This is a genomic window from Pseudomonas sp. zjy_15, from assembly GCF_043101865.1.
In the GTDB taxonomy this organism is placed as follows: domain Bacteria; phylum Pseudomonadota; class Gammaproteobacteria; order Pseudomonadales; family Pseudomonadaceae; genus Aquipseudomonas; species Aquipseudomonas putida_Y.
This window is the reverse complement of record NZ_JBICII010000019.1, coordinates 110312-130678: the sequence shown is the minus strand read 5'-3', so window position 1 is coordinate 130678 and position 20367 is coordinate 110312. Positions and strand designations below refer to the sequence as shown.

The 20367-nt window shown below is 60.4% G+C and carries 19 protein-coding genes; all 19 read left to right on the top strand.

From position 1 onward, the window contains the following. Window positions 1–1060: 1060 nt before the first annotated feature. Window positions 1061–1471, top strand: coding sequence for a flagellar basal body rod protein FlgB (gene flgB, locus ACF8EF_RS02880; protein WP_021785151.1), 411 nt, complete (start codon window positions 1061–1063; stop codon window positions 1469–1471). A 2-nt stretch (window positions 1472–1473) separates the two neighbouring features. Continuing rightward, window positions 1474–1917: a flagellar basal body rod protein FlgC gene (flgC, locus tag ACF8EF_RS02875; RefSeq protein ID WP_012051596.1), complete on the top strand. Its 444-nt coding sequence runs from the start codon at window positions 1474–1476 to the stop codon at window positions 1915–1917. A gap of 12 nt (window positions 1918–1929) precedes the next feature. Continuing rightward, the gene (gene flgD, locus ACF8EF_RS02870; RefSeq protein ID WP_176685386.1) at window positions 1930–2631 is read left to right on the top strand and encodes a flagellar hook assembly protein FlgD; all 702 of its coding nucleotides are present in this window, start codon (window positions 1930–1932) and stop codon (window positions 2629–2631) included. Window positions 2632–2659: 28 nt separating this feature from the next. Then, entirely contained in the window at window positions 2660–3982 is a 1323-nt protein-coding gene (flgE, locus tag ACF8EF_RS02865; protein ID WP_176685387.1) for a flagellar hook protein FlgE, read from the top strand. Between the two features lie 70 nt (window positions 3983–4052). Next, complete coding sequence (locus ACF8EF_RS02860) at window positions 4053–4244, top strand: hypothetical protein (RefSeq protein WP_176685388.1); 192 nt, start codon at window positions 4053–4055, stop codon at window positions 4242–4244. Between the two features lie 160 nt (window positions 4245–4404). Continuing rightward, complete coding sequence (gene flgF / locus ACF8EF_RS02855; protein ID WP_103462189.1) at window positions 4405–5145, top strand: flagellar basal-body rod protein FlgF; 741 nt, start codon at window positions 4405–4407, stop codon at window positions 5143–5145. A gap of 47 nt (window positions 5146–5192) precedes the next feature. Continuing rightward, the gene (flgG, locus tag ACF8EF_RS02850) at window positions 5193–5978 is read left to right on the top strand and encodes a flagellar basal-body rod protein FlgG (protein ID WP_176685389.1); all 786 of its coding nucleotides are present in this window, start codon (window positions 5193–5195) and stop codon (window positions 5976–5978) included. Between the two features lie 36 nt (window positions 5979–6014). Then, window positions 6015–6710: a flagellar basal body L-ring protein FlgH gene (flgH, locus tag ACF8EF_RS02845; RefSeq protein ID WP_103462191.1), complete on the top strand. Its 696-nt coding sequence runs from the start codon at window positions 6015–6017 to the stop codon at window positions 6708–6710. A gap of 12 nt (window positions 6711–6722) precedes the next feature. Further along, complete coding sequence (locus ACF8EF_RS02840) at window positions 6723–7832, top strand: flagellar basal body P-ring protein FlgI (protein ID WP_370844649.1); 1110 nt, start codon at window positions 6723–6725, stop codon at window positions 7830–7832. Window positions 7833–7843: 11 nt separating this feature from the next. After that, entirely contained in the window at window positions 7844–8998 is a 1155-nt protein-coding gene (flgJ, locus tag ACF8EF_RS02835; RefSeq protein WP_176685391.1) for a flagellar assembly peptidoglycan hydrolase FlgJ, read from the top strand. 12 nt (window positions 8999–9010) lie between these two features. Beyond that, window positions 9011–11053, top strand: coding sequence for a flagellar hook-associated protein FlgK (gene flgK, locus ACF8EF_RS02830; protein ID WP_392461867.1), 2043 nt, complete (start codon window positions 9011–9013; stop codon window positions 11051–11053). A 13-nt stretch (window positions 11054–11066) separates the two neighbouring features. Further along, on the top strand, window positions 11067–12629 hold the full coding sequence (locus ACF8EF_RS02825; protein ID WP_350298150.1) for a flagellar hook-associated protein 3: 1563 nt from the start codon (window positions 11067–11069) through the stop codon (window positions 12627–12629). A gap of 499 nt (window positions 12630–13128) precedes the next feature. Further along, window positions 13129–14058, top strand: a complete 930-nt coding sequence (locus ACF8EF_RS02820) for a ketoacyl-ACP synthase III (protein WP_176685394.1) — start codon at window positions 13129–13131, stop codon at window positions 14056–14058. A gap of 394 nt (window positions 14059–14452) precedes the next feature. Then, entirely contained in the window at window positions 14453–15898 is a 1446-nt protein-coding gene (locus ACF8EF_RS02815) for a flagellin (protein WP_209967377.1), read from the top strand. Window positions 15899–15974: 76 nt separating this feature from the next. After that, window positions 15975–16331, top strand: coding sequence for a flagellar protein FlaG (locus ACF8EF_RS02810; protein WP_209967376.1), 357 nt, complete (start codon window positions 15975–15977; stop codon window positions 16329–16331). An 83-nt stretch (window positions 16332–16414) separates the two neighbouring features. Further along, a complete protein-coding gene (gene fliD / locus ACF8EF_RS02805) occupies window positions 16415–17803 on the top strand; it encodes a flagellar filament capping protein FliD (protein ID WP_392461869.1) in 1389 nt (462 codons plus the stop codon). Window positions 17804–17930: 127 nt separating this feature from the next. Then, window positions 17931–18332, top strand: coding sequence for a flagellar export chaperone FliS (fliS, locus tag ACF8EF_RS02800; protein WP_019438376.1), 402 nt, complete (start codon window positions 17931–17933; stop codon window positions 18330–18332). Between the two features lie 16 nt (window positions 18333–18348). Continuing rightward, window positions 18349–18642: a flagellar protein FliT gene (locus ACF8EF_RS02795; RefSeq protein WP_370844654.1), complete on the top strand. Its 294-nt coding sequence runs from the start codon at window positions 18349–18351 to the stop codon at window positions 18640–18642. 168 nt (window positions 18643–18810) lie between these two features. Continuing rightward, on the top strand, window positions 18811–20286 hold the full coding sequence (gene fleQ / locus ACF8EF_RS02790; RefSeq protein WP_392461865.1) for a transcriptional regulator FleQ: 1476 nt from the start codon (window positions 18811–18813) through the stop codon (window positions 20284–20286). Window positions 20287–20367 lie beyond the last annotated feature (81 nt).

The following is a 20367-nucleotide window of genomic DNA, read 5'->3' as shown; positions in this document are numbered from 1 at the left end:
CTCCTACACCGGATCGGTGGTGGACACACACCGGAGGTTGGGCACAGCCCGCCGTGTAGGAGCGGGTTCACCCGCGAAAGGGCCGGGCCTGCTGGCCATTTACCACCCGCCGTTCACCGTTGCTGCCGCTACCGTATTCGCGGGTAAACCCGCTCCTACACAGATTGGTGGTGGGCACACACCGGAGGTTGGGCACAGCCCGCCGTGTAGGAGCGGGTTCACCCGCGAAAGGGCCGGGCCTGCTGGCCAATCTCCACCCGCCGTTCACCGTTGCTGCCGCTACCGTATTCGCGGGTAATCCCGCTCCTACACAGATCGGTGGTGGACACACACCGGAGGTTGGACACAGCCCGCCGTGTAGGAGCGGGTTCACCCGCGAAAGGGCCGGCCCTGCTGGCCAATCTCCATCCGCCGTTCACCGTTGCTGCCGCTACCGTATTCGCGGGTAAACCCGTTCCTACACAGATTGGTGGTGGACACACACCGGAGGTTGGGCGCAGCCCGTCGTGTAGGAGCGGGTTCACCCGCGAAAGGGCCGGGCCTGCTAGCCATTTACCACCCGCCGTTCACCGTTGCTGCCGCTACCGTATTCGCGGGTAAACCCGTTCCTACACAGATTGGTGGTGGACACACACCGGAGGTTGGGCACAGCCCGTCGTGTAGGAGCGGGTTCACCCGCGAAAGGGCCGGGCCTGCTGGCCATTTACCATCCGCCGTTCACCGTTGCTGCCGCTACCGTATTCGCGGGTAAACCCGCTCCTACACAGATTGGTGGTGGACACACACCGGAGGTTGGACACAGCCCGCCGTAGGAGCGGGTTTACCCGCGAAGAGGCCCGCACAGGAAAACACTGACGTCAATTTTTTGTTTTGCCGCTTTTGCCGCCTATCAATTGCCGCTTTTGTCACCTCAGGCGGAAGGCCTTTGCCGCTTTTCTGGCATCAATCTGATAGTACCCTCTCGGTAAACCCCATAAATACGGGCTTTGCGGTGGTTGGCACAGCCCTTGCTATACCTTGCTCAACGAAATTCCGGTCAACCTCTAAAGGTTTCCCTGACATGAGCATCAGCTTCGACAAAGCGCTTGGTATTCACGAAAAGGCTCTGGGCTTCCGCGCCCAGCGCGCTGAAGTGCTGGCCAACAACATCGCCAACGCCGATACGCCCAACTACAAGGCGCGTGACATGGACTTTGCCTCGGTGCTCGCAGCCGAAAGCGACAAGCAGCAGAGCGGCGGCCGCTTCAGTCTTGACCGTACCAACAGCAGGCACATCGAGGCTGAGGGCCTGGCCATGGCCGATGAAACCCTCAAGTACCGCACGCCGCTGCAGCCGTCGATCGACCAGAACACCGTGGATGCGCAGATCGAGCAATCGAACTACACGGAAAACGCGATTGGCTTCCAGGCCAGCTTCACCTTGCTCAACAGTAAATTCAAAGGGCTGGTTTCCGCCCTGCGGGGAGAATGATCATGTCCCTTTCCAGTGTCTTCAACATTGCCGGTAGCGGCATGAGCGCACAGAACACGCGCCTGAACACCGTGGCGTCCAACATCGCCAACGCCGAGACCGTGTCTTCGAGCATCGACCAGACTTACCGCGCCCGCCACCCGGTGTTCGCCACCACCTTCCAGAATGCCCAGGCCGGCAGCAGTCAGTCGCTGTTCGAAGACCAGGGCGAGGCAGGGCAGGGCGTGCAGGTAAAAGGCATCGTCGAAGACCAGAGCACGCTGGAGGCACGCTACGAGCCGAACCACCCGGCGGCGAACAAGGACGGCTACGTCTACTACCCGAACGTCAACGTGGTCGAGGAGATGGCTGACATGATTTCCGCCAGCCGCGCGTTTCAGACCAATGCCGAACTGATGAACACGGCCAAGAGCATGATGCAGAAAGTGCTGACCCTTGGGCAGTGATAGGAAGCCGACATGACCACCACCAATTCCACCACGGACGTCGGTAGCGCGTACCTGACCTCGCTGCAGAAGCAGACGTCCAAGACTGACAGCTCTACCGGTGCCGCCGGCAGCGCGCTGGGCAAGGACGCGTTCTTGCAGTTGCTGGTTACCCAGATGCAGAACCAGAACCCGCTCGACCCACAGGAAAACGGCGAGTTCGTGGCTCAGTTGGCGCAGTTCAGCAGCCTGGAAAGCATGCAGTCGCTGAACGACGCAGTGACCTACATTGCGGCCGGGCTGCAATCTTCCCAGGCCTTGCAGGCCTCCTCGCTGGTCGGGCGCAATGTCATTGTCCAGACCGACAAGGCCGTGGTCGATACCAGCAAGGACATGAAGGGCTCGGTCAACCTGACGTCGTCCAGTACCTCCACCTCGGTGGGGATCTATGACAAGGACGACAAGCTGGTGCGTACCATCGAGCTCGGTACCCAGAAGGGTGGCAGCATCGACTTTACCTGGGATGGCCTGAACGATGACGGTGAGGTCGCGGCCGCCGGGACCTACACCTTCAAGGCCACTGCCTCGATCGATGGCAAGGCCACGGCCATGACCACCAACCTGCCGGCCTCGGTTACCAGTGTGACCATGGGGGCCAACGGTTCGGAGATGACGCTCAACCTGGCTGGGCTGGGCAGTGTTGCGCTTTCCAAAATCCAAAGCATCGGCATCTAGGGCCTGAGCAAAACGACAGGAGTTACACATGTCTTTCAATATCGGCCTTAGCGGCCTCTATGCAGCAAACAAGGCCCTGAACGTTACCGGCAATAACATTGCCAACGTAGCCACCACCGGCTTCAAATCGTCGCGTGCCGAGTTCGCCGACCAGTACTCCAACTCCATTCGCGGCACGAGTGCCGGCAAGAACGTAGTGGGCACCGGCGTGAAGACTGCCGCCGTGTCGCAGATGTTCACTCCGGGCAACATCAACGGCACCGGCCAGGCGCTGGACATGGCCATTGATGGCAACGGCTTCTTCGTGATGAACGACAACGGCTCGAAAATCTACACCCGTGCCGGTGCTTTCTACAGCGACAAGGATGGCTACGTGGTCAGCTCGTCGGGCGCCAACCTGCAAGGCTATGCCGTGGATGACAACGGCAAGATCATTCAGGGTGTACTGACCAACCTGCAGATCGACACCTCGAACCTGACGCCGAACCCGACCGGCCGTATCTCCGAGAACGTCAATCTCAACTCTACCGCTACTGCACCAGCCCAATCGCCATTCGATCCGACCAACACGGGCACCTACAACTACACGTTCAACACCGACGTGTACGATAGTCAGGGTAACGCGCACCAGCTTAACCAGTACTTTGTAAAGGATGCCACCAGCAACTCCTGGACAATGTACACCACCATCGACGGTCGCAACCCGGCTGACCCGAATTCGACCACGCCGTTGGCCAACAATCTGCCGTTCAAGTCTGATGGCACCCTGGATACAGCTGCCATGAATGCGGGCCCGGTAGCGGGCGGCATGACCATCGCGGCCAACAAGACCTTCACGCTCGACAACTGGATCCCGGCACAGAAGAACGCTGCTGGTGTGTGGGGCGCCAACGGTGCTACCGCCAATGTCGACGGGGTCAACCTGGATATGCTTGGCACCACCCAGTACAACGCCGCCTCCGCCACCACCGCCAAGAGTCAGGATGGCTTTGCCACTGGCGAGCTGTCAGGCCTGACCATCGACGAAAGCGGCAACATGTTCGCCAACTTCACCAACGGCCAGGACAAGGTGATCGGCCAGGTGGCTATCGCCAACTTTGCCAACCTGCAGGGTCTGACACCGATTGGCGGCACCAGTTGGAAAGAGTCCTACGCGTCGGGCGTACCGGTGATTGGTGCTCCGGACACCGGCACGCTGGGTCAGATTGCCGGCGGTGCACTGGAAGACTCGAACGTCGATCTGACTGGAGAGCTGGTCAATCTGATCAAGGCGCAGAGCAACTACCAGGCCAATGCCAAGACCATCTCCACCGAAAGCACCATCATGCAGACCATCATTCAGATGACCTGATGATTGTTGTTGGTGTGATGTCTGTAATTGGGGCCGCAATGCGGCCCCAATAACTTGAAGGTTCACGTTAATGAAGCGGTTGTCATTATTGGCCTTGTTCCCCTTGCTGGTGCTGGTACTGCCGGCCCCTGCTGCCCCCGCCCCGTTCTATCAATGGCAAAGTCTGGTCACCGGCCGCTACCTGTGCTCGGCCCATAACCCGGGCAAAGGCTGGGTGCGCCATTCCGGCCCCTACAACAACGCTGCCTGCCGCAGCCATTGAGCAAGCCCTTGCCGCAGGCGGCAAACTTCCGCCGACAAACTGACGGTTATTGCCCCTCGCGAAGCTGAAAGCCCCGTAAATCGGGAGTTTCAGACTTGGTTCGATTATTGCTTTGAACCAGCCCAGTGACAGCGCGGCAACTACGCGCAGAGGAGAAACTGTGGACAAGTTGCTTTATGTGGCCATGACCGGCGCCAGCCAGAACGCGCTGGCGCAGAAGGCCCACGCCAACAACCTGGCGAACATTTCCACCAACGGTTTTCAGCGCGACCTGGAGCAGGCCCGTTCGATGCCGGTGTTCGGCGACAGCTTTCCGGCGCGCGCCTTCGCCATGACCGAACGCCCGGCCACCGACTTCAGCGAAGGCCCGTTGGTCGAAACCGGCCGCGACCTTGACGTGGCGGTGACCGGCAAGGGCTTTATCGCCGTGCAGGCGCCGGACGGCAGCGAAGCCTATGTGCGTACCGGTAGCCTGAACATCGATGCCCTCGGTGTGCTGCGAGCCGGCAATGGCATGCCGGTGATCGGCAACGGTGGCCCGATCGCCATCCCGCCCGAGCAGAAAGTGGAAGTGGGTGCCGACGGCACCATCAGTATCCGCTCCATGGGTGAAGACCCGCGGGTGATGGCCGAGGTCGACCGCATCAAACTGGTCAACCCGGACACCAAAGGCCTGACAAAGGGCCTGGACGGCCTGATCCATACCACATCCGGCCAGCCGGCCGATGCAGACGTCAATGTGCGGGTGGTGGCTGGCTTCGTGGAAGGCAGCAATGTCAACGCTGTCGAGGAAATGACCTCGGTGCTGGCGCTGTCCCGCCAGTTCGAACTGCACGTCAAGATGATGAACACGGCCAAGGAAGGCGACGAAGCCATGGCTCGGGTTTTGCAAATCGGCTAATCACTTTTGAACGGGTGCCGTAAAACAGGCGCACGAGGAGAACTTACATGCTTCCGGCTCTTTGGGTCGCTAAAACCGGCCTGTCCGCCCAGGACACCAACCTGACGGTCATTTCCAACAACCTGGCCAACGTCTCGACCACCGGCTTCAAACGTGATCGTGCCGAATTTGCCGACCTGCTCTACCAGATCAAGCGCCAGCCTGGTGCCCAGTCTACCCAGGACAGCGAGCTGCCTTCGGGCCTGCAGGTCGGTACCGGTGTACGTATTGTGGGCACCCAGAAGAGCTTCGTTGCCGGCAGCCTGCAAACCACCGAAAACCCGTTGGACATGGCAGTCAACGGCCGTGGTTTCTTCCAGGTCCTGCAGCCGGACGGCACCGTTTCGTACACCCGTGATGGCACCTTCCACCTGAACTCCGACGGCCAGATCGTTACCGCCAACGGCTACGCCCTGGAGCCTGCGATTGTCGTGCCTAACGACGCGCAGACTTTCACCGTTGGCCAGGACGGCACCGTGTCGATCACCACCGCCGGCAATCCGGCTGCACAGGTGATCGGCAACATCCAGACCGCCGACTTCATCAATCCGACCGGCCTGCAGGCGATCGGCGACAACCTGTTCCTCGAGACCGCAGCCAGTGGCGCACCTCAGGTCGGCACCCCAGGCCTGAACGGTTTTGGCACTACCCTGCAGCAGACGCTGGAGAACTCCAACGTCAGCACCGTGGAAGAGCTGGTGAACATGATCACCACCCAGCGTGCCTACGAGATGAACTCCAAGGTCATTTCCACGGCCGACCAGATGCTGTCGTTCGTTACCCAACAGCTCTAAGCCCTGTCACTCAGTTGCACCCGTGAGGTAAGCGTCATGAATCGTCTGTTGTCCGTTTTCGCCCTGGGGGGGGCGGTGTTGCTGGCAGGTTGCGTCGCGCCGACGCCCCGGCCCAACGACCCGTACTACGCGCCGGTGTTGCCGCGCACCCCATTGCCGGCAGCGGCCAACAACGGTTCGATCTACCAGGCCGGTTTCGAGCAGAACCTGTACAGCGACCGCAAGGCGTTCCGGGTGGGGGACATCATCACCATCACCCTCAACGAGAGAACCTCGGCCAGCAAGAACGCAGGTTCGCAGATCCAGAAGAACAGCTCGGCCAATATTGGCCTGACCTCGCTGTTCGGCAGTACACCGAACACCAACAATCCGTTCGGCGGTGGTGATCTGTCGCTGGAGGCTGGTTATAACGGCGAGCGTGCCACCAAGGGTGACAGCAAGGCCACCCAGGGCAACACCCTGACCGGCTCGATTACCGTGACCGTGGCCGAAGTGCTGCCCAACGGCATCATCGCCGTGCGCGGCGAGAAGTGGTTGACCTTGAACACCGGCGAAGAGCTGGTGCGCATTGCCGGCATGGTCCGCGCTGACGATATCGCCACTGACAACACCGTGCCGTCCACCCGCGTGGCCGACGCGCGCATCACCTATTCCGGCACGGGCTCGTTTGCCGATGCCAGCCAGCCCGGGTGGCTGGACCGCTTCTTCATCAGCCCGCTTTGGCCTTTCTGAGTACGGATGACCATGTTCAACGTAAGGCAGCTGATTGCCGCAACCCTGCTTTTGTCCTGTGCCTTCGCTGCCCAGGCCGAGCGCCTGAAGGACATTGCCAGCATCTCTGGCGTACGCTCCAACCAGTTGATTGGTTACGGCCTGGTGGTGGGCCTCAATGGCACGGGTGACCAGACCACCCAGACACCGTTCACCCTGCAAACCTTCAACAACATGCTGTCGCAGTTCGGCATCAAGGTGCCGGCCGGTTCCGGCAACGTGCAGTTGAAGAACGTTGCCGCAGTGTCGGTGCACGCCGACCTGCCACCGTTCGCCAAGCCGGGCCAGGTGGTGGACATTACCGTGTCGTCGATCGGTAACTCGAAGAGCCTGCGCGGCGGCAGCCTGTTGATGACCCCGCTCAAAGGTATCGACGGCAATGTCTACGCCATTGCCCAGGGCAACCTGGTCGTGGGCGGCTTTGACGCCGAGGGCCGTGACGGCTCGAAGATCACTGTCAATGTGCCGTCGGCTGGCCGTATTCCGGGTGGCGCCAGTGTCGAGCGTGCGGTGCCGAGCGGCTTCAACCAGGGCAATACCCTGACTCTGAACCTCAATCGCCCTGACTTCACGACCGCCAAGCGCATCGTGGACAAGGTCAACGACCTGCTCGGCCCTGGCGTGGCCCAGGCCGTGGATGGTGGTTCGGTGCGGGTCAGTGCGCCGATGGACCCAAGCCAGCGTGTGGATTATCTGTCGATCCTCGAAAACCTCGAAATCGACCCGGGCCAGGCGGTGGCCAAGGTCATCATCAACTCACGTACCGGCACCATCGTCATCGGCCAGAACGTCAAGGTGTCGCCGGCGGCGGTAACCCACGGCAGCCTGACCGTGACCATTACCGAAGACCCGATCGTCAGCCAGCCGGGGGCCTTCTCCAATGGTCAGACTGCCGTGGTGCCACGCTCGCGGGTCAATGCCGAGCAGGAAGCCAAGCCGATGTTCAAGTTCGGCCCGGGTACCACGCTGGACGAAATCGTCCGCGCGGTGAACCAGGTGGGCGCAGCGCCCGGCGACCTGATGGCGATCCTCGAAGCCTTGAAACAGGCCGGTGCCTTGCAGGCCGACCTGATCGTGATCTGAGGACGGCACGGATGAATATCAAAAGCCAGGTATCCGGTAGTGCCGACAGCGGCGCCTATACCGACCTTAACCGCCTGAGTGCCCTCAAGCACGGCGACCGCGACAGCGAAGCCAATGTGCGCAAGGTGGCCCAGGAGTTCGAGTCGCTGTTCATCAGTGAAATGCTCAAGGCCTCGCGCAAGGCCAGTGACGTGCTGGCCGACGACAACCCGATGAACACCGAAACGGTCAAACAGTACCGCGACATGTACGACCAGCAGCTGGCCGTAAGCATGTCCCGCGAAGGTGGCGGTATCGGCCTGCAGGACGTGCTGGTACGCCAGCTGACCAAGGGCCGCAGTGCGTCGGTCAATACCAGCCCGTTCCCGCGCGTCGATAGCAGTGGCCCGGCATTGTGGGGCAACAAGGTGGCGGAGCCGGTGCATACCATGGCCTCGTCCGCTACCCGCAATGACGTTGCAGCACTCAACGCGCGGCGCCTGGCCTTGCCCAGCAAGCTCACCGACCGCCTCCTGGCCGGTATCGTGCCATCGGCGGAAACCGCCAACAACGCCGCCGTGCCTGCACGTGACGGCCAGCAAGTGGCCAAGGCCTTCGCCGTGCCGGACAACGGCCTGCGCATTGTCGGCCGCGCCGTGGCCCAGCCGCCGCTGGCGCCGAACAAGGCTTTCACCGACAGCGACGCCTTCGTCGCCACCATGCTGCCAATGGCCGAACAGGCCGCCAAGCGCATTGGTATCGACCCACGCTACCTGGTGGCCCAGGCCGCGCTGGAAACCGGTTGGGGCAAGTCGGTGATGCGCAACAGCGACGGCAGCAGCAGCCACAACCTGTTCGGCATCAAAGCCACTGGCAACTGGCAAGGCGAGCAGGCGCGGGCGATCACCAGCGAATTCCGCGACGGTCAGTTCGTCAAGGAAACAGCGGCGTTCCGCAGCTACGACTCGTACCAGGACAGCTTCCACGACCTCGTCACCTTGTTGCAGAGCAATTCTCGCTATCAAGGTGCGCTGGATGCGGCCGATAACCCTGAGCAGTTTGCAAGAGAGCTGCAAAAGGCAGGTTATGCGACCGACCCGGGCTATGCGAAGAAAATCATCAGCATTGCCCAGCAAATGCAGTCAACCCCGCAATACGCCATGGCTGGCAGAACCACGAACTTATAAAAGGACTAAATCATGTCGAGCCTGATTTCCATCGGCCTGAGTGGCCTGAGTGCCAGCCAGGCGGCCTTGTCGGTAACCAGTAACAACATCGCCAACGCCGCGACCAGTGGCTACTCACGCCAGCAGACAGTTCAGGCGGCGGGGCCTTCGCACAACATTGGCGCAGGCTTCCTGGGTACCGGGACCACGCTGGCGGATGTGCGTCGCATCTACAGCTCCTACCTGGACAACCAACTGCAGACAGCCACCTCTTTGCAGGCAGATTCGCTGACGTTCCAGGATCAGATCACCAGCATCGACAAACTGCTGGCCGACCGTGACACCGGCATCAGCTCGGTCCTTACCGCCTTCTTCTCGGCCCTGCAGACTGCAGCGGCCAAGCCGGGTGACGTTGCCTCGCGCCAGTTGCTGCTGACCCAGGCGCAAACCCTGAGCAACCGTTTCAATGCGGTGAGCACCCAGCTGACTCAGCAGAACGCCACGATCAACTCCCAGCTCGACACCATGGCTGGCCAGGTCAACAAACTGACCGCCAGCATTGCCGAGTACAACAAGCAGATTGCCGCGGCCAGCGGCACTGGCAACACCCCTAACAGCCTGCTGGATGCGCGCAGTGAAGCGGTGCGTCAGCTCAATGAGCTGGTCGGTGTTACGGTACAGGAGCGTGACGGCAATTATGACGTGTACCTGGGCAGCGGCCAGTCGCTGGTCACCGGCAACAAGGCCAACACCCTGTCGGTCGAGCCTGGCGCTGCAGACAAGAGTCAGGCCAGCCTGCGCATCAACTACGAGTCGTTCAGCTCTGATGTGACCTCGGTGGTGTCCGGTGGCGCCATTGGCGGCCTGTTGCGTTATCGTCAGGACGTGCTGACGCCGTCGATGAACGAGCTTGGTCGCGTTGCCCTGGTAGTCGCCGACAGTATCAATAGCCAGTTGGGGCAGGGCCTGGATGCCAACGGCCAGTTCGGCAGCTCGCTGTTCTCCAGCATCAACAGCGCTACTGCCATGGCCCAACGCAGCCTGGCCTCGTCCAATAACAGTACCGGCTCCGGCAATCTGGATGTCACCATTGCCAATAGCGGTGCGTTGACCACCTACGACTACGAGGTGAAGTTCACCAGCGCCAACCAGTACAGTGTGCGCCGCTCCGACGGCACCGACATGGGCAGCTTCGACCTGAATGCCGACCCGGCACCCGTGATCGACGGTTTCAGTCTGGCGTTGAAAGGCGGCGGTCTGGCGGCTGGTGACAGCTTCAAGGTCATCCCCACCCGTGCAGCTGCCGGTAGCATTACCACGACCCTGACCGATGCCAACAAGCTGGCCTTCGCCGGGCCCGTCAGCGCTACTTCGGGCAGTGGCAACAGCGGTACTGGCACCATCACCCAGCCGACCCTGAGCGAGTCGCTGGACATCTACGGCGGTGCCGATACCGCGCTGATCCAGCAGTCGATTCGCGATTCGATGCCGGTGCGTGTGGTGTTCGACGCTGCCAGCGGCGGCTCCCAGGGCTACAAGCTGTTCGATGCCAAGGGCACCCAGATTGGCACTGGCAGCGTGGTACCGGGGCAGGACAACAAGCTGTCCATCGCCGTGCCGATGCTGGATGGGGCTGGCGACCCGATTCTGGATGGCAGCGGTAACCCGCGTACCTTTGCCGTCGAAACCACCATTGGCGGCAGCCCTGCGGCCAATGACAGCTTTACCCTGTCGTTTAATGACGACGGCAAGGCGGACAACCGTAACGCCACGGCACTGCTCGACCTGCAGACCAAGTCGACGGTGAACACCGGCTCCGGCGGCGGTACCAGCTTCACTTCGGCCTACGCCTCGCTGGTCGAACGCGTGGGTGCAAAGGCGAACCAGGCGTCCATCGACAGCACCGCGACCGAGGCGGTGCTCAAGTCTGCCAGCGAAAGCCGCAGTGCGGTGTCCGGGGTCAACCTGGATGACGAAGCGGCCAGCCTGGTCAAGTTCCAGCATTACTACACGGCGTCCTCGCAGATCATCAAGGCGGCGCAAGAAACCTTCAGCACCCTGATCAACGCTTTGTAAGGAGTAGACTATCGTGCGTATTTCCACTGCTCAGTTCTATGAGGCCAGCGCCAGTAGCTACTCCAAGAACTTCTCCAGCATGAACAAGACCAACGACCAGGTGACGTCGGGTATCCGTATCCAGACCGCTGCCGATGACCCGGTCGGTGCTGCACGCCTGCTGCTGCTGCAACAGCAGCAATCGTTGCTGGACCAGTACAGCGGCAACATCAACACCGTGAGCAACTCGCTGCTGCAGGAAGAGAGTGTGCTCTCTACCATCAACGATGCCATGCAGCGTGCCAGTGAGTTGGCGATCCGTGCCGGTGGCGCCGGGGTGACCGATTCTGACCGCGTGGCCATCGGCACCGAGCTGAAAGAGATCGAGGCCAACATCTTTGGCCTGCTCAACTCGCGCGATGCCAACGGCGACTACATGTTCGGAGGCTCCAAGAGCACCACGCCGCCCTATGTGCGCAACTCCGATGGCACCTATAGCTACCACGGCGACCAGACCCAACTGAGCCTGCAGGTATCCGATACCCTGAGCCTGGCTACCAACGACACCGGTTTCAGCATCTTCGACTCGGCCAGCAACAAGAGCCGTACCCAGTCGACCCTGTTGGTGCCGGCGACTGACGATAGCGTGGTCGGGGTGTCGTCTGGCCTGCTGACCTCGAGCACCACCTACAACAACAGCTTCACGGCAGGCCAGCCTTACAAGCTGACCTTCACCAGCGCGACGCAGTACACCATCACTGACGCCAACGGCAATGACATCACCTCGGAAACGCCTACCAACGGTACCTTCGACAGCAAGACCGAAGGTGCCAACAAGATTGCCCTGCGTGGGGTGGAGTTCGAGATAACCGTGACCTTGGAGGAGGGTGCCGATGCCGACGCCGCCGTGGGCGGGCGCGAGTTCTCCCTGGAAGCACGCCCGGACTCGTTCAATACCACCCGTAACGGCAGCAACACCTCCAGCGCCCAGGTCACCAGCAGCAGCGTGACCGACGAGGCCGCCTATCGCAGCACCTTCCCCAGTAACGGTGCGGTGATCAAGTTCACGGGGCCGGGCGCATACGAGTTCTATGCCCAGCCGCTGACGGCCGACAGCAAGCCGGTCGCCAAAGGTACCTTTACGGCACCGTCGTTGACGGTGGCCGGGGTAACCTACCAGGTGTCCGGTTCGCCGGAGGCAGGCGACCAGTTTGCGGTCACGGCCAATACCCACCAGAACCAGAACGTGCTGGAAACCCTCAGTCAGTTGCGTGCGGCACTGGAAACGCCGGTGACCGGTGCTGGCGCGGCGAATGCCTTGAAAGATGCGGCGGCCTCGGCCATTGCAAACCTGGCCAGTGCCCGTGAGCAGGTCGATATCACCCGTGGCTCGATCGGTGCTCGCGGCAACTCGCTTGAGATTCAACGCCAGGAGAACACCAGCCTGGGGCTGGCCAACAAGACCACCCAGAACGCCATCGGCAACACCGACATGTCGCAGGCAGCCATCACCCTGACCTTGCAGCAGGCCATGCTGGAGGCCTCGCAGCTGGCCTTCTCGCGTATTTCCCAGTTGAGCCTGTTCAACAAGCTCTGATCTGCCTGCCTGATCCTGGGGCTGCTGCGCAGCCCTATCGCGACACAAGGCCGCTCCCACAGGTCCTCCTCTCTCCTGAAGGTGGGGTATTTGGACTGCTCCCAAGGGTTGGATTGGTGTCCAGCTTCTTGGGGCATTCCCGGTACTCCTCTCTTCTGAAGGTGGCGTATTCGTGGGAGCGGCCTTGCGTCGCGAAAGGGCCGCGAAGCGGCCCCATCGATATCTGCTGCGAAGCTGATCATTCGGGGTCCAGTGCCCGCCCGGTCATTCCAAAAATTCCCCAGTCCCCACACCCTCGCCACGGCTTTCGTAGCATTTCAATGTGACCAATGAGTCAAAACGCTCATCTTCCCTGTATTCTATGCAGCAGCTGTTGCAGCATTTTGTTACCGGTGCGCAGGCGAGCCCTGCCTACAACCCCTGGCGGTGACCGCTCCGGTATTTGGCGCCCTCAATTCATCGAGTGGTGGTCTTTGGCTGTTTTCATTGGGAAGCCAGAATGATTGGCATCAAAAGCATTGCGAGTTACGTGCCCACCGCTGGCCTGGACAACTACGTTCAGGGTGCGAAGTTCGGCAAGGACGAAGAGTTCATGTTCGGCAAGATCGGTGCGTCGTTCCTGCCGCGCAAGGCCGAAGAGCAAGAAACCTCCGACCTGTGCGTAGAAGCCGCCCAGGCGCTGTTCGCCAGCAACCCCGACCTCGATCCGCAATCGATCGATGCGTTGATCGTGGTCACCCAGAACGGCGACGAAGAAGGCCTGCCGCACACCGCAGCCATCGTCCAGAGCAAACTAGGCCTGTCTACCCGCGTGGCGGCGTTCGACGTGTCGCTGGGCTGCTCCGGCTATGTGTATGGCCTGTATGCGATCAAAGGCTTCATGGAGGCGGCAGGCCTGAAGAACGGCCTGCTGATCACCGCCGACCCGTATTCGAAGATCGTCGACCCGGAAGACCGCAACACCACCATGCTGTTCGGCGACGCCGCCACCGCTACCTGGATGGGTGAAAACGCGGTATGGAACTTGGGCCAGGCGCGTTTCGGCACTGACGGTTCCGGTGCCGAGCACCTGAAAGTCAGCGACGGCAAATTCTTCATGAATGGCCGCCAGGTGTTCAACTTCGCCCTGATCAAAGTGCCGGCGCACCTGCACGAGCTGCTGGATGCCAGCGACCTGAAGTCGTCGGATATCGACGCCTTCTGCATCCACCAGGGCAGTGCGGCGATTGTCGACGCCGTGGCGCGACGCTTTGAAGAGCAACACCCGGAGAAGTTCGTCAAGGACATGCTGGAAACCGGCAATACGGTGTCCTCCAGCGTTCCGCTGCTGCTGCAGAAGCACATGCTCGATGGCAACTGGAAGCGCGTGGCGATCAGTGGTTTTGGCGTGGGCCTGTCGTGGGGCTCGGCCATCCTGTACCGCGACTGATCCCCCGGTCAGCCCACAAAAGCGCCCGGCGGCCACCGCCCGGCGCTTTTTTTCTGCCAAAAACAAACTTCTGCCTAACGCAGCCCGTTGTAGGAGCGGGTTCACCCGCGAAGAAGGCTGCTCGGTCTATGGCACCGGCTTAGCCGGTGTTCGCGGGTGAACCCGCTCCTACAGACGGGATGAGGCATTCAGCCCAGTTCGAACAGTTTTTGACGCCAATAAACCGCCCTTAACCCCTTGATTTATCAGGGCTGGCCCCATGCCAGTATTTTTTTTTTGAAAAAGCCCTCAAGCAACCCGCGCACCCGACGATAACCATTACGAAGGTTCTCTAGGCCAATCCGGCGGTTGCCAAGGCCGGAAGCCGCAGTACCCATCCAACGAGGATTTCGTCATGGCTTTAACTGTAAACACCAACATTGCGTCGATCACCACCCAGGGCAACCTGACCAAGGCGAGCAACGCTCAGACCACTTCGATGCAGCGTCTGTCCTCGGGTCTGCGCATCAACAGCGCTAAAGACGACGCTGCCGGCCTGCAGATCGCCAACCGTCTGACCAGCCAGATCAATGGCCTGGGCCAGGCTGTGAAGAACGCCAACGACGGTATCTCGATCGCTCAGACCGCTGAAGGTGCAATGCAGGCCTCGACCGACATCCTGCAGAAAATGCGTACCCTGGCTCTGTCCTCGGCTACTGGCTCGCTGAGCGCCGACGACCGTAAGTCGAACAACGACGAATACCAGGCTCTGACCGCTGAGCTGAACCGTATCTCGGATACCACCACCTTCGGTGGCCAGAAGCTGCTGGACGGTTCGTACGGCACCAAGGCCATTCAGGTCGGCGCAAATGCCAACGAAACCATCAACCTGACTCTGGACAACGTTTCGGCCAAGAGCATTGGCTCGCAGCAAGTCAAGAGCGTCGGCATCACTCCAGATGCAACCGGCATTGCAGGTGGCGCTGTCACCATCACCGGTAACGGCCAGAGCACTGACGTCACGCTCGCTGCTGGTGCTTCCGCCAAGGAAATCGCCAAGACCCTGAACGGCGCAGTAGGTGGCCTGACCGCTACCGCAAGCACCGAAGTCGAGTTCACCATCGACGAAGCGGCTATCGCCGGTGCCACCCCAGCATCCGCCAACTTCAAACTCGAAGTCGGCGGTCAGACTGTCGACTTCGTGGGTGTCACCGACACCGCCGGTCTTGCTGACCAGCTGAAGTCCAACGCTGCCAAGCTGGGTATCAGCGTCAACTATGACGAGACCAAGGGCACTCTGTCGGTCAAGTCCGATACCGGTGAAAACCTCAAGTTCACTGCTGCCGACCCTGGTGCTGTTGCAGGTATCCAAGTTGCCGCCAAAGACGGTTCGGGCAAACTTGGTACTGCCGCCGCGTTGGACGCAGCCACTCTGGTCGTCACTGGCGCGGTGAACCTGGACTCCGCCAAGGGCTACTCGCTGACCGGCGCTGGCGTTGAAGACCTGTTCGCGGGTACTGGTGTCACCGCTGTGACTTCGGCCAAGACCTCTATCGCCGAAACCGACGTGACCGACGCCACCAACGCCCAGAACGCTCTGGCTGTTATCGACAAGGCGATCGGCTCCATCGACAGCGTCCGTTCGGGCCTGGGTGCTACCCAGAACCGTCTGCAAACCACCGTCGACAACCTGCAGAACATCCAGAAGAACTCCACCGCTGCCCGCTCCACCGTGCAGGACGTGGACTTCGCTTCGGAAACTGCCGAGCTGACCAAGCAGCAGACTCTGCAGCAGGCTTCGACTGCGATCCTGTCGCAGGCTAACCAGCTGCCATCGTCGGTCCTGAAACTGCTTCAGTAATTCAGGCGCTTGAGTGAAGGGTGAAAGGGTGCGTTTACGTGCCCTTTCACCCTTTTTGACATGAGGAGTTCGAAACATGGACATGAGTGTCAAGCTGAACCAGGTGTACCCGACCGTGTTGCCCCATCCGCCAGGAGCTGATCGCGAGCGGGACCCGGCTATGCCTGCCAAGGTGCAGGAAGCCGCTGCCTCCGATAATCAGCCGCACTCGCGCGAGGACCTGGAAAAAGCGGTTGGCGAAATTCGTGATTTCGTCCAGTCGAGCCAGCGCCAGCTGGACTTTTCCATTGACGATTCCACGGGCCGGATTGTAGTCAAGGTGATTGCTACCCAGTCCGGTGAGGTGATCCGGCAACTTCCGTCGGAAGCTGCACTGAAATTGGCGCAGAGCCTCAGTGAAGCCAGCAGCCTGCTGTTCGACGGTCAGGCATAGGCTGGCATGATTTTTGTTGTTGTCGATTATTTGATGGATTTATCCGCCAAGGATCCGGCAGCTACTGAACAAGGAGAGCAATGATGGCAGGTACAACAGTCAGCGGTATTGGCTCGGGCATCGATACCCAGGCGATCGTCGAATCTCTGGTGGCCGCGCAGAAGGCGCCGAAACAGGCGCAGATCAATACCCAAACACTGAAGGCAACCACCACGTTGTCCTCTATTGGCAAGATCCAGGCGGCTCTCGATGCGTTCCGTGGCGCCTTGACCAACATGACTGATTCCAACAGCTTTGGTGGCCTGAGCCTTAAGTCTTCGGATGAAAAGGTCGCGACCGTCACCATGGGGACTGGGGCGGCAAACGGGTCGTTCAAGCTGATCGTCGACAAGTTGGCGACCGCGTCAAAAGTTTCGACCAAAGTGTATGCAGATGGCGCGGGATCGGTAGTCAATAGCGGCAGTACGCCAACTACCCTGACCATCAGTCAGGACGGCAAGGACTTCGATCTGAGTGTTCCCGCCGGCGCCACGTTGCAGCAGGTACGCGACAGCATCAATAGCCAGTTCGGTGTAGCGGGTCTTAGTGCCAACGTGCTGACGGATGCCAATGGTTCTCGTCTGATCGTCACCTCGACGAAAATGGGTGAGGGCTCTGACATTACCCTTTCCGGTAATTCGGGCATCGATACCGGCTATACCGTTGTCGATGAGCCGACGGACGCCGAGTACACCCTTGACGGCATTGCCATGAAGTCCAAGACCAATGACATCACCGATGCTGTCAGTGGTCTCAATATTAAGCTGGTGGGTGTTTCACCGATAAACGCTACCAGTGGTGAGCCTACGGCGACCATCCTCTCGCTGACTACCAGCTCCACAACGTTGAAGTCGGGCCTCAAAGGTTTCATCGATACCTACAATGCCTTGCTCGCCGTGATGAATGAGGAAACCAAGGTCACCAAGAACGCCAATGGCACCATGACGGCCGCGGCGCTGACGGGTGATGCCACGATGCGCACGTTGATGACCTCCATTCGTGAGGAGCTCAATGCGGTATCGGGCAACGGAACCTTGAAATCGCTCGCTGCCTTTGGTGTCAGTTCGTCCCAGGATGGCGGTGCGCTGAGCCTGGACGACAAGAAATGGGACAAGGTTGCCTCCACCAACGCGGCGGACCTGACTAGTATTTTCAATGGCAAGGATGGCCTGCTGGCGCGCCTGCAAAAAGTCACCGAGCCATTCGCCAAGGCCGCAACCGGCACCCTCGCCGAGCGCTCCAAGGTCCTGAGCGAAAGCCTGACCAAGCTCACGGCCGAGCAGGAAACCCTGGATGCCCGCATGGAAGCCCTGCAGAAGAGCCTGCAGGACAAGTACAACAACATGGATACCCTGGTCACTCAGTTGCGTCAGCAGCAGGACTCGGTGCTGAGCACCCTCAACGCACTGAACAAGGCGAACAGCGACGATTGATCCGTGAACCTTGCATGAAGTCCGTGCAAGATGCCGGGCTTCATGTCATCGGTCGGTAAAGTTTTTCGCCGCCTGCCCGATACAAGGAATATCTCCCCCTTAAGCCTGCCCGTCACGAGGTCGCAAGATGAATCCCATGAGAGCCCTTCGTCAGTACCAGAAGGTCAATTCCCATGCCCAGATTTCCGAAGCCACGCCCCATCGCCTGGTGCAGATGCTGATGGAGGGCGGCCTCGATCGCATGGCGCAGGCCAAGGGTGCGATGGCGCGTGGCGACATTGCGGAAAAGGGTCTGATGCTGGGCAAGGCGATCGACATCATCATCGGTTTGCGCGATGGCTTGTCGCCTGAAAAAAGCGAAAACCCAGAGTACGTCGAAAAGCTCGACGCCCTCTATGTCTACATGACCAATCGCCTGATGCAGGCTAATGTGGACAACGATGCCAGCATTATCGACGAAGTTGCCCAGCTGCTGATTACCGTGAAAAGTGGCTGGGACGGCATTGCCGACGCCCAGCCTGCCAGCTGATGGCAAGGAGATTACCGTGACCGCACTGCAACGCCTCGATGACACCTGCGATGCCCTGATCGGGGCCTTGGGGGAGCGTGACTGGGAAACCATTGCCAAGCTGGATGTGGCGTGCCGCGCGTGCATCGACGAGGTGCTGGAAACCCATGCGATGGATCAGGCGTTGCTGCGCGAGAAGCTGGAAGGGGTGCTGCGGCTCTACCGCAATCTGATCGATGTGACAACCGGTGAACGCCAGGCAATTGCCGAAGAGATGATGCAGATCAATCAAGCGAAAAATGCATCGAAGGTTTACCATCTCTTCAGTTAAGATGCGCACGACTTAACAAAAGGCGCCATAAATTTGACTGTATGGGCCTTTTTGACTTTACTAGTGGCTGTTTTCGAATTTCAGACGTCCGAACACTGACCATTCAGTCGGAATGATGTCGAGCACGCCCCCGCAGGGCGCCGATATGACTAGGGAAGTTGCTATTGCATGTGGCGTGAAACCAAGATTCTGCTGATCGATGACGACAGCGCGCGCCGCCGCGACCTTGCGGTGGTGCTGAACTTCCTCGGCGAAGAAAACCTCGCGTGTGCCAGCCATGACTGGCAGCAGGCGGTCGAGCCATTGTCTTCGAGCCGCGAAGTGCTGTGCGTGCTCATCGGCACCGTAAATGCTCCGGGCAATCTGCTTGGGCTGCTTAAGACAGTGGCTACCTGGGATGAGTTCCTTCCGGTTCTGCTTTTAGGTGAAATTTCTTCTGTCGAGCTGCCAGAAGACCTTCGCCGTCGGGTGCTTTCCAGCCTGGAAATGCCGCCAAGCTACAGCCAACTGCTGGATTCGCTGCACCGTGCCCAGGTCTACCGCGAGATGTATGACCAGGCGCGCGAGCGCGGTCGCCAGCGCGAGCCCAATCTGTTCCGTAGCCTGGTTGGCACCAGTCGTGCCATCCAGCACGTGCGGCAAATGATGCAGCAAGTGGCGGATACCGATGCCAGCGTGCTGATCCTGGGTGAGTCGGGCACCGGCAAGGAAGTGGTGGCGCGCAACCTGCACTACCATTCCAAGCGCCGCGAAGCGCCATTCGTGCCGGTCAACTGTGGCGCGATCCCGGCCGAGCTGCTGGAAAGCGAACTGTTCGGCCACGAGAAGGGCGCCTTTACCGGGGCCATCACCAGCCGTGCCGGGCGTTTCGAACTGGCCAACGGCGGTACCCTGTTCCTCGACGAAATCGGCGACATGCCGTTGCCGATGCAGGTCAAGCTGCTGCGTGTGCTGCAGGAGCGTACCTTCGAGCGCGTGGGTAGCAACAAGACCCAGAGCATCGACGTGCGCATCATCGCTGCGACGCACAAGAACCTCGAAACCATGATCGAGGACGGTACCTTCCGCGAAGACCTGTACTACCGCCTGAATGTGTTCCCTATCGAAATGGCGCCGCTGCGTGAGCGTGTGGAAGACATTCCGTTGCTGATGAACGAGCTGATTTCGCGCATGGAGCACGAGAAGCGTGGTTCCATTCGCTTCAATTCCGCCTCGATCATGTCGCTGTGTCGTCACGGCTGGCCGGGCAACGTGCGCGAGCTGGCCAACCTGGTCGAGCGCATGGCGATCATGCACCCGTACGGGGTCATTGGCGTGTCGGAACTGCCGAAGAAATTCCGCTATGTCGATGACGAAGACGAGCAGATGGTCGACAGCCTGCGCAGCGACCTGGAAGAGCGCGTGGCGATCAATGGCCACACACCAAACTTCAGCAACCACGCCATGCTGCCGCCCGAAGGCCTGGACCTCAAGGACTACCTGGGTAGCCTGGAGCAGGGCCTGATCCAGCAGGCGCTGGACGATGCCAACGGTATCGTTGCGCGCGCGGCTGAACGTTTGCGTATTCGCCGTACCACCCTGGTCGAGAAGATGCGCAAGTACGGCATGAGCCGCCAGGGCGGTGAGGAACAGGCGGAAGATTGAAGCCTGGCGGTTGTCTATGCCGGCCTCTTCGCGGGCACGCCCGCTCCCACAGGGATATCACCGAATTGAAGATGTGTATCG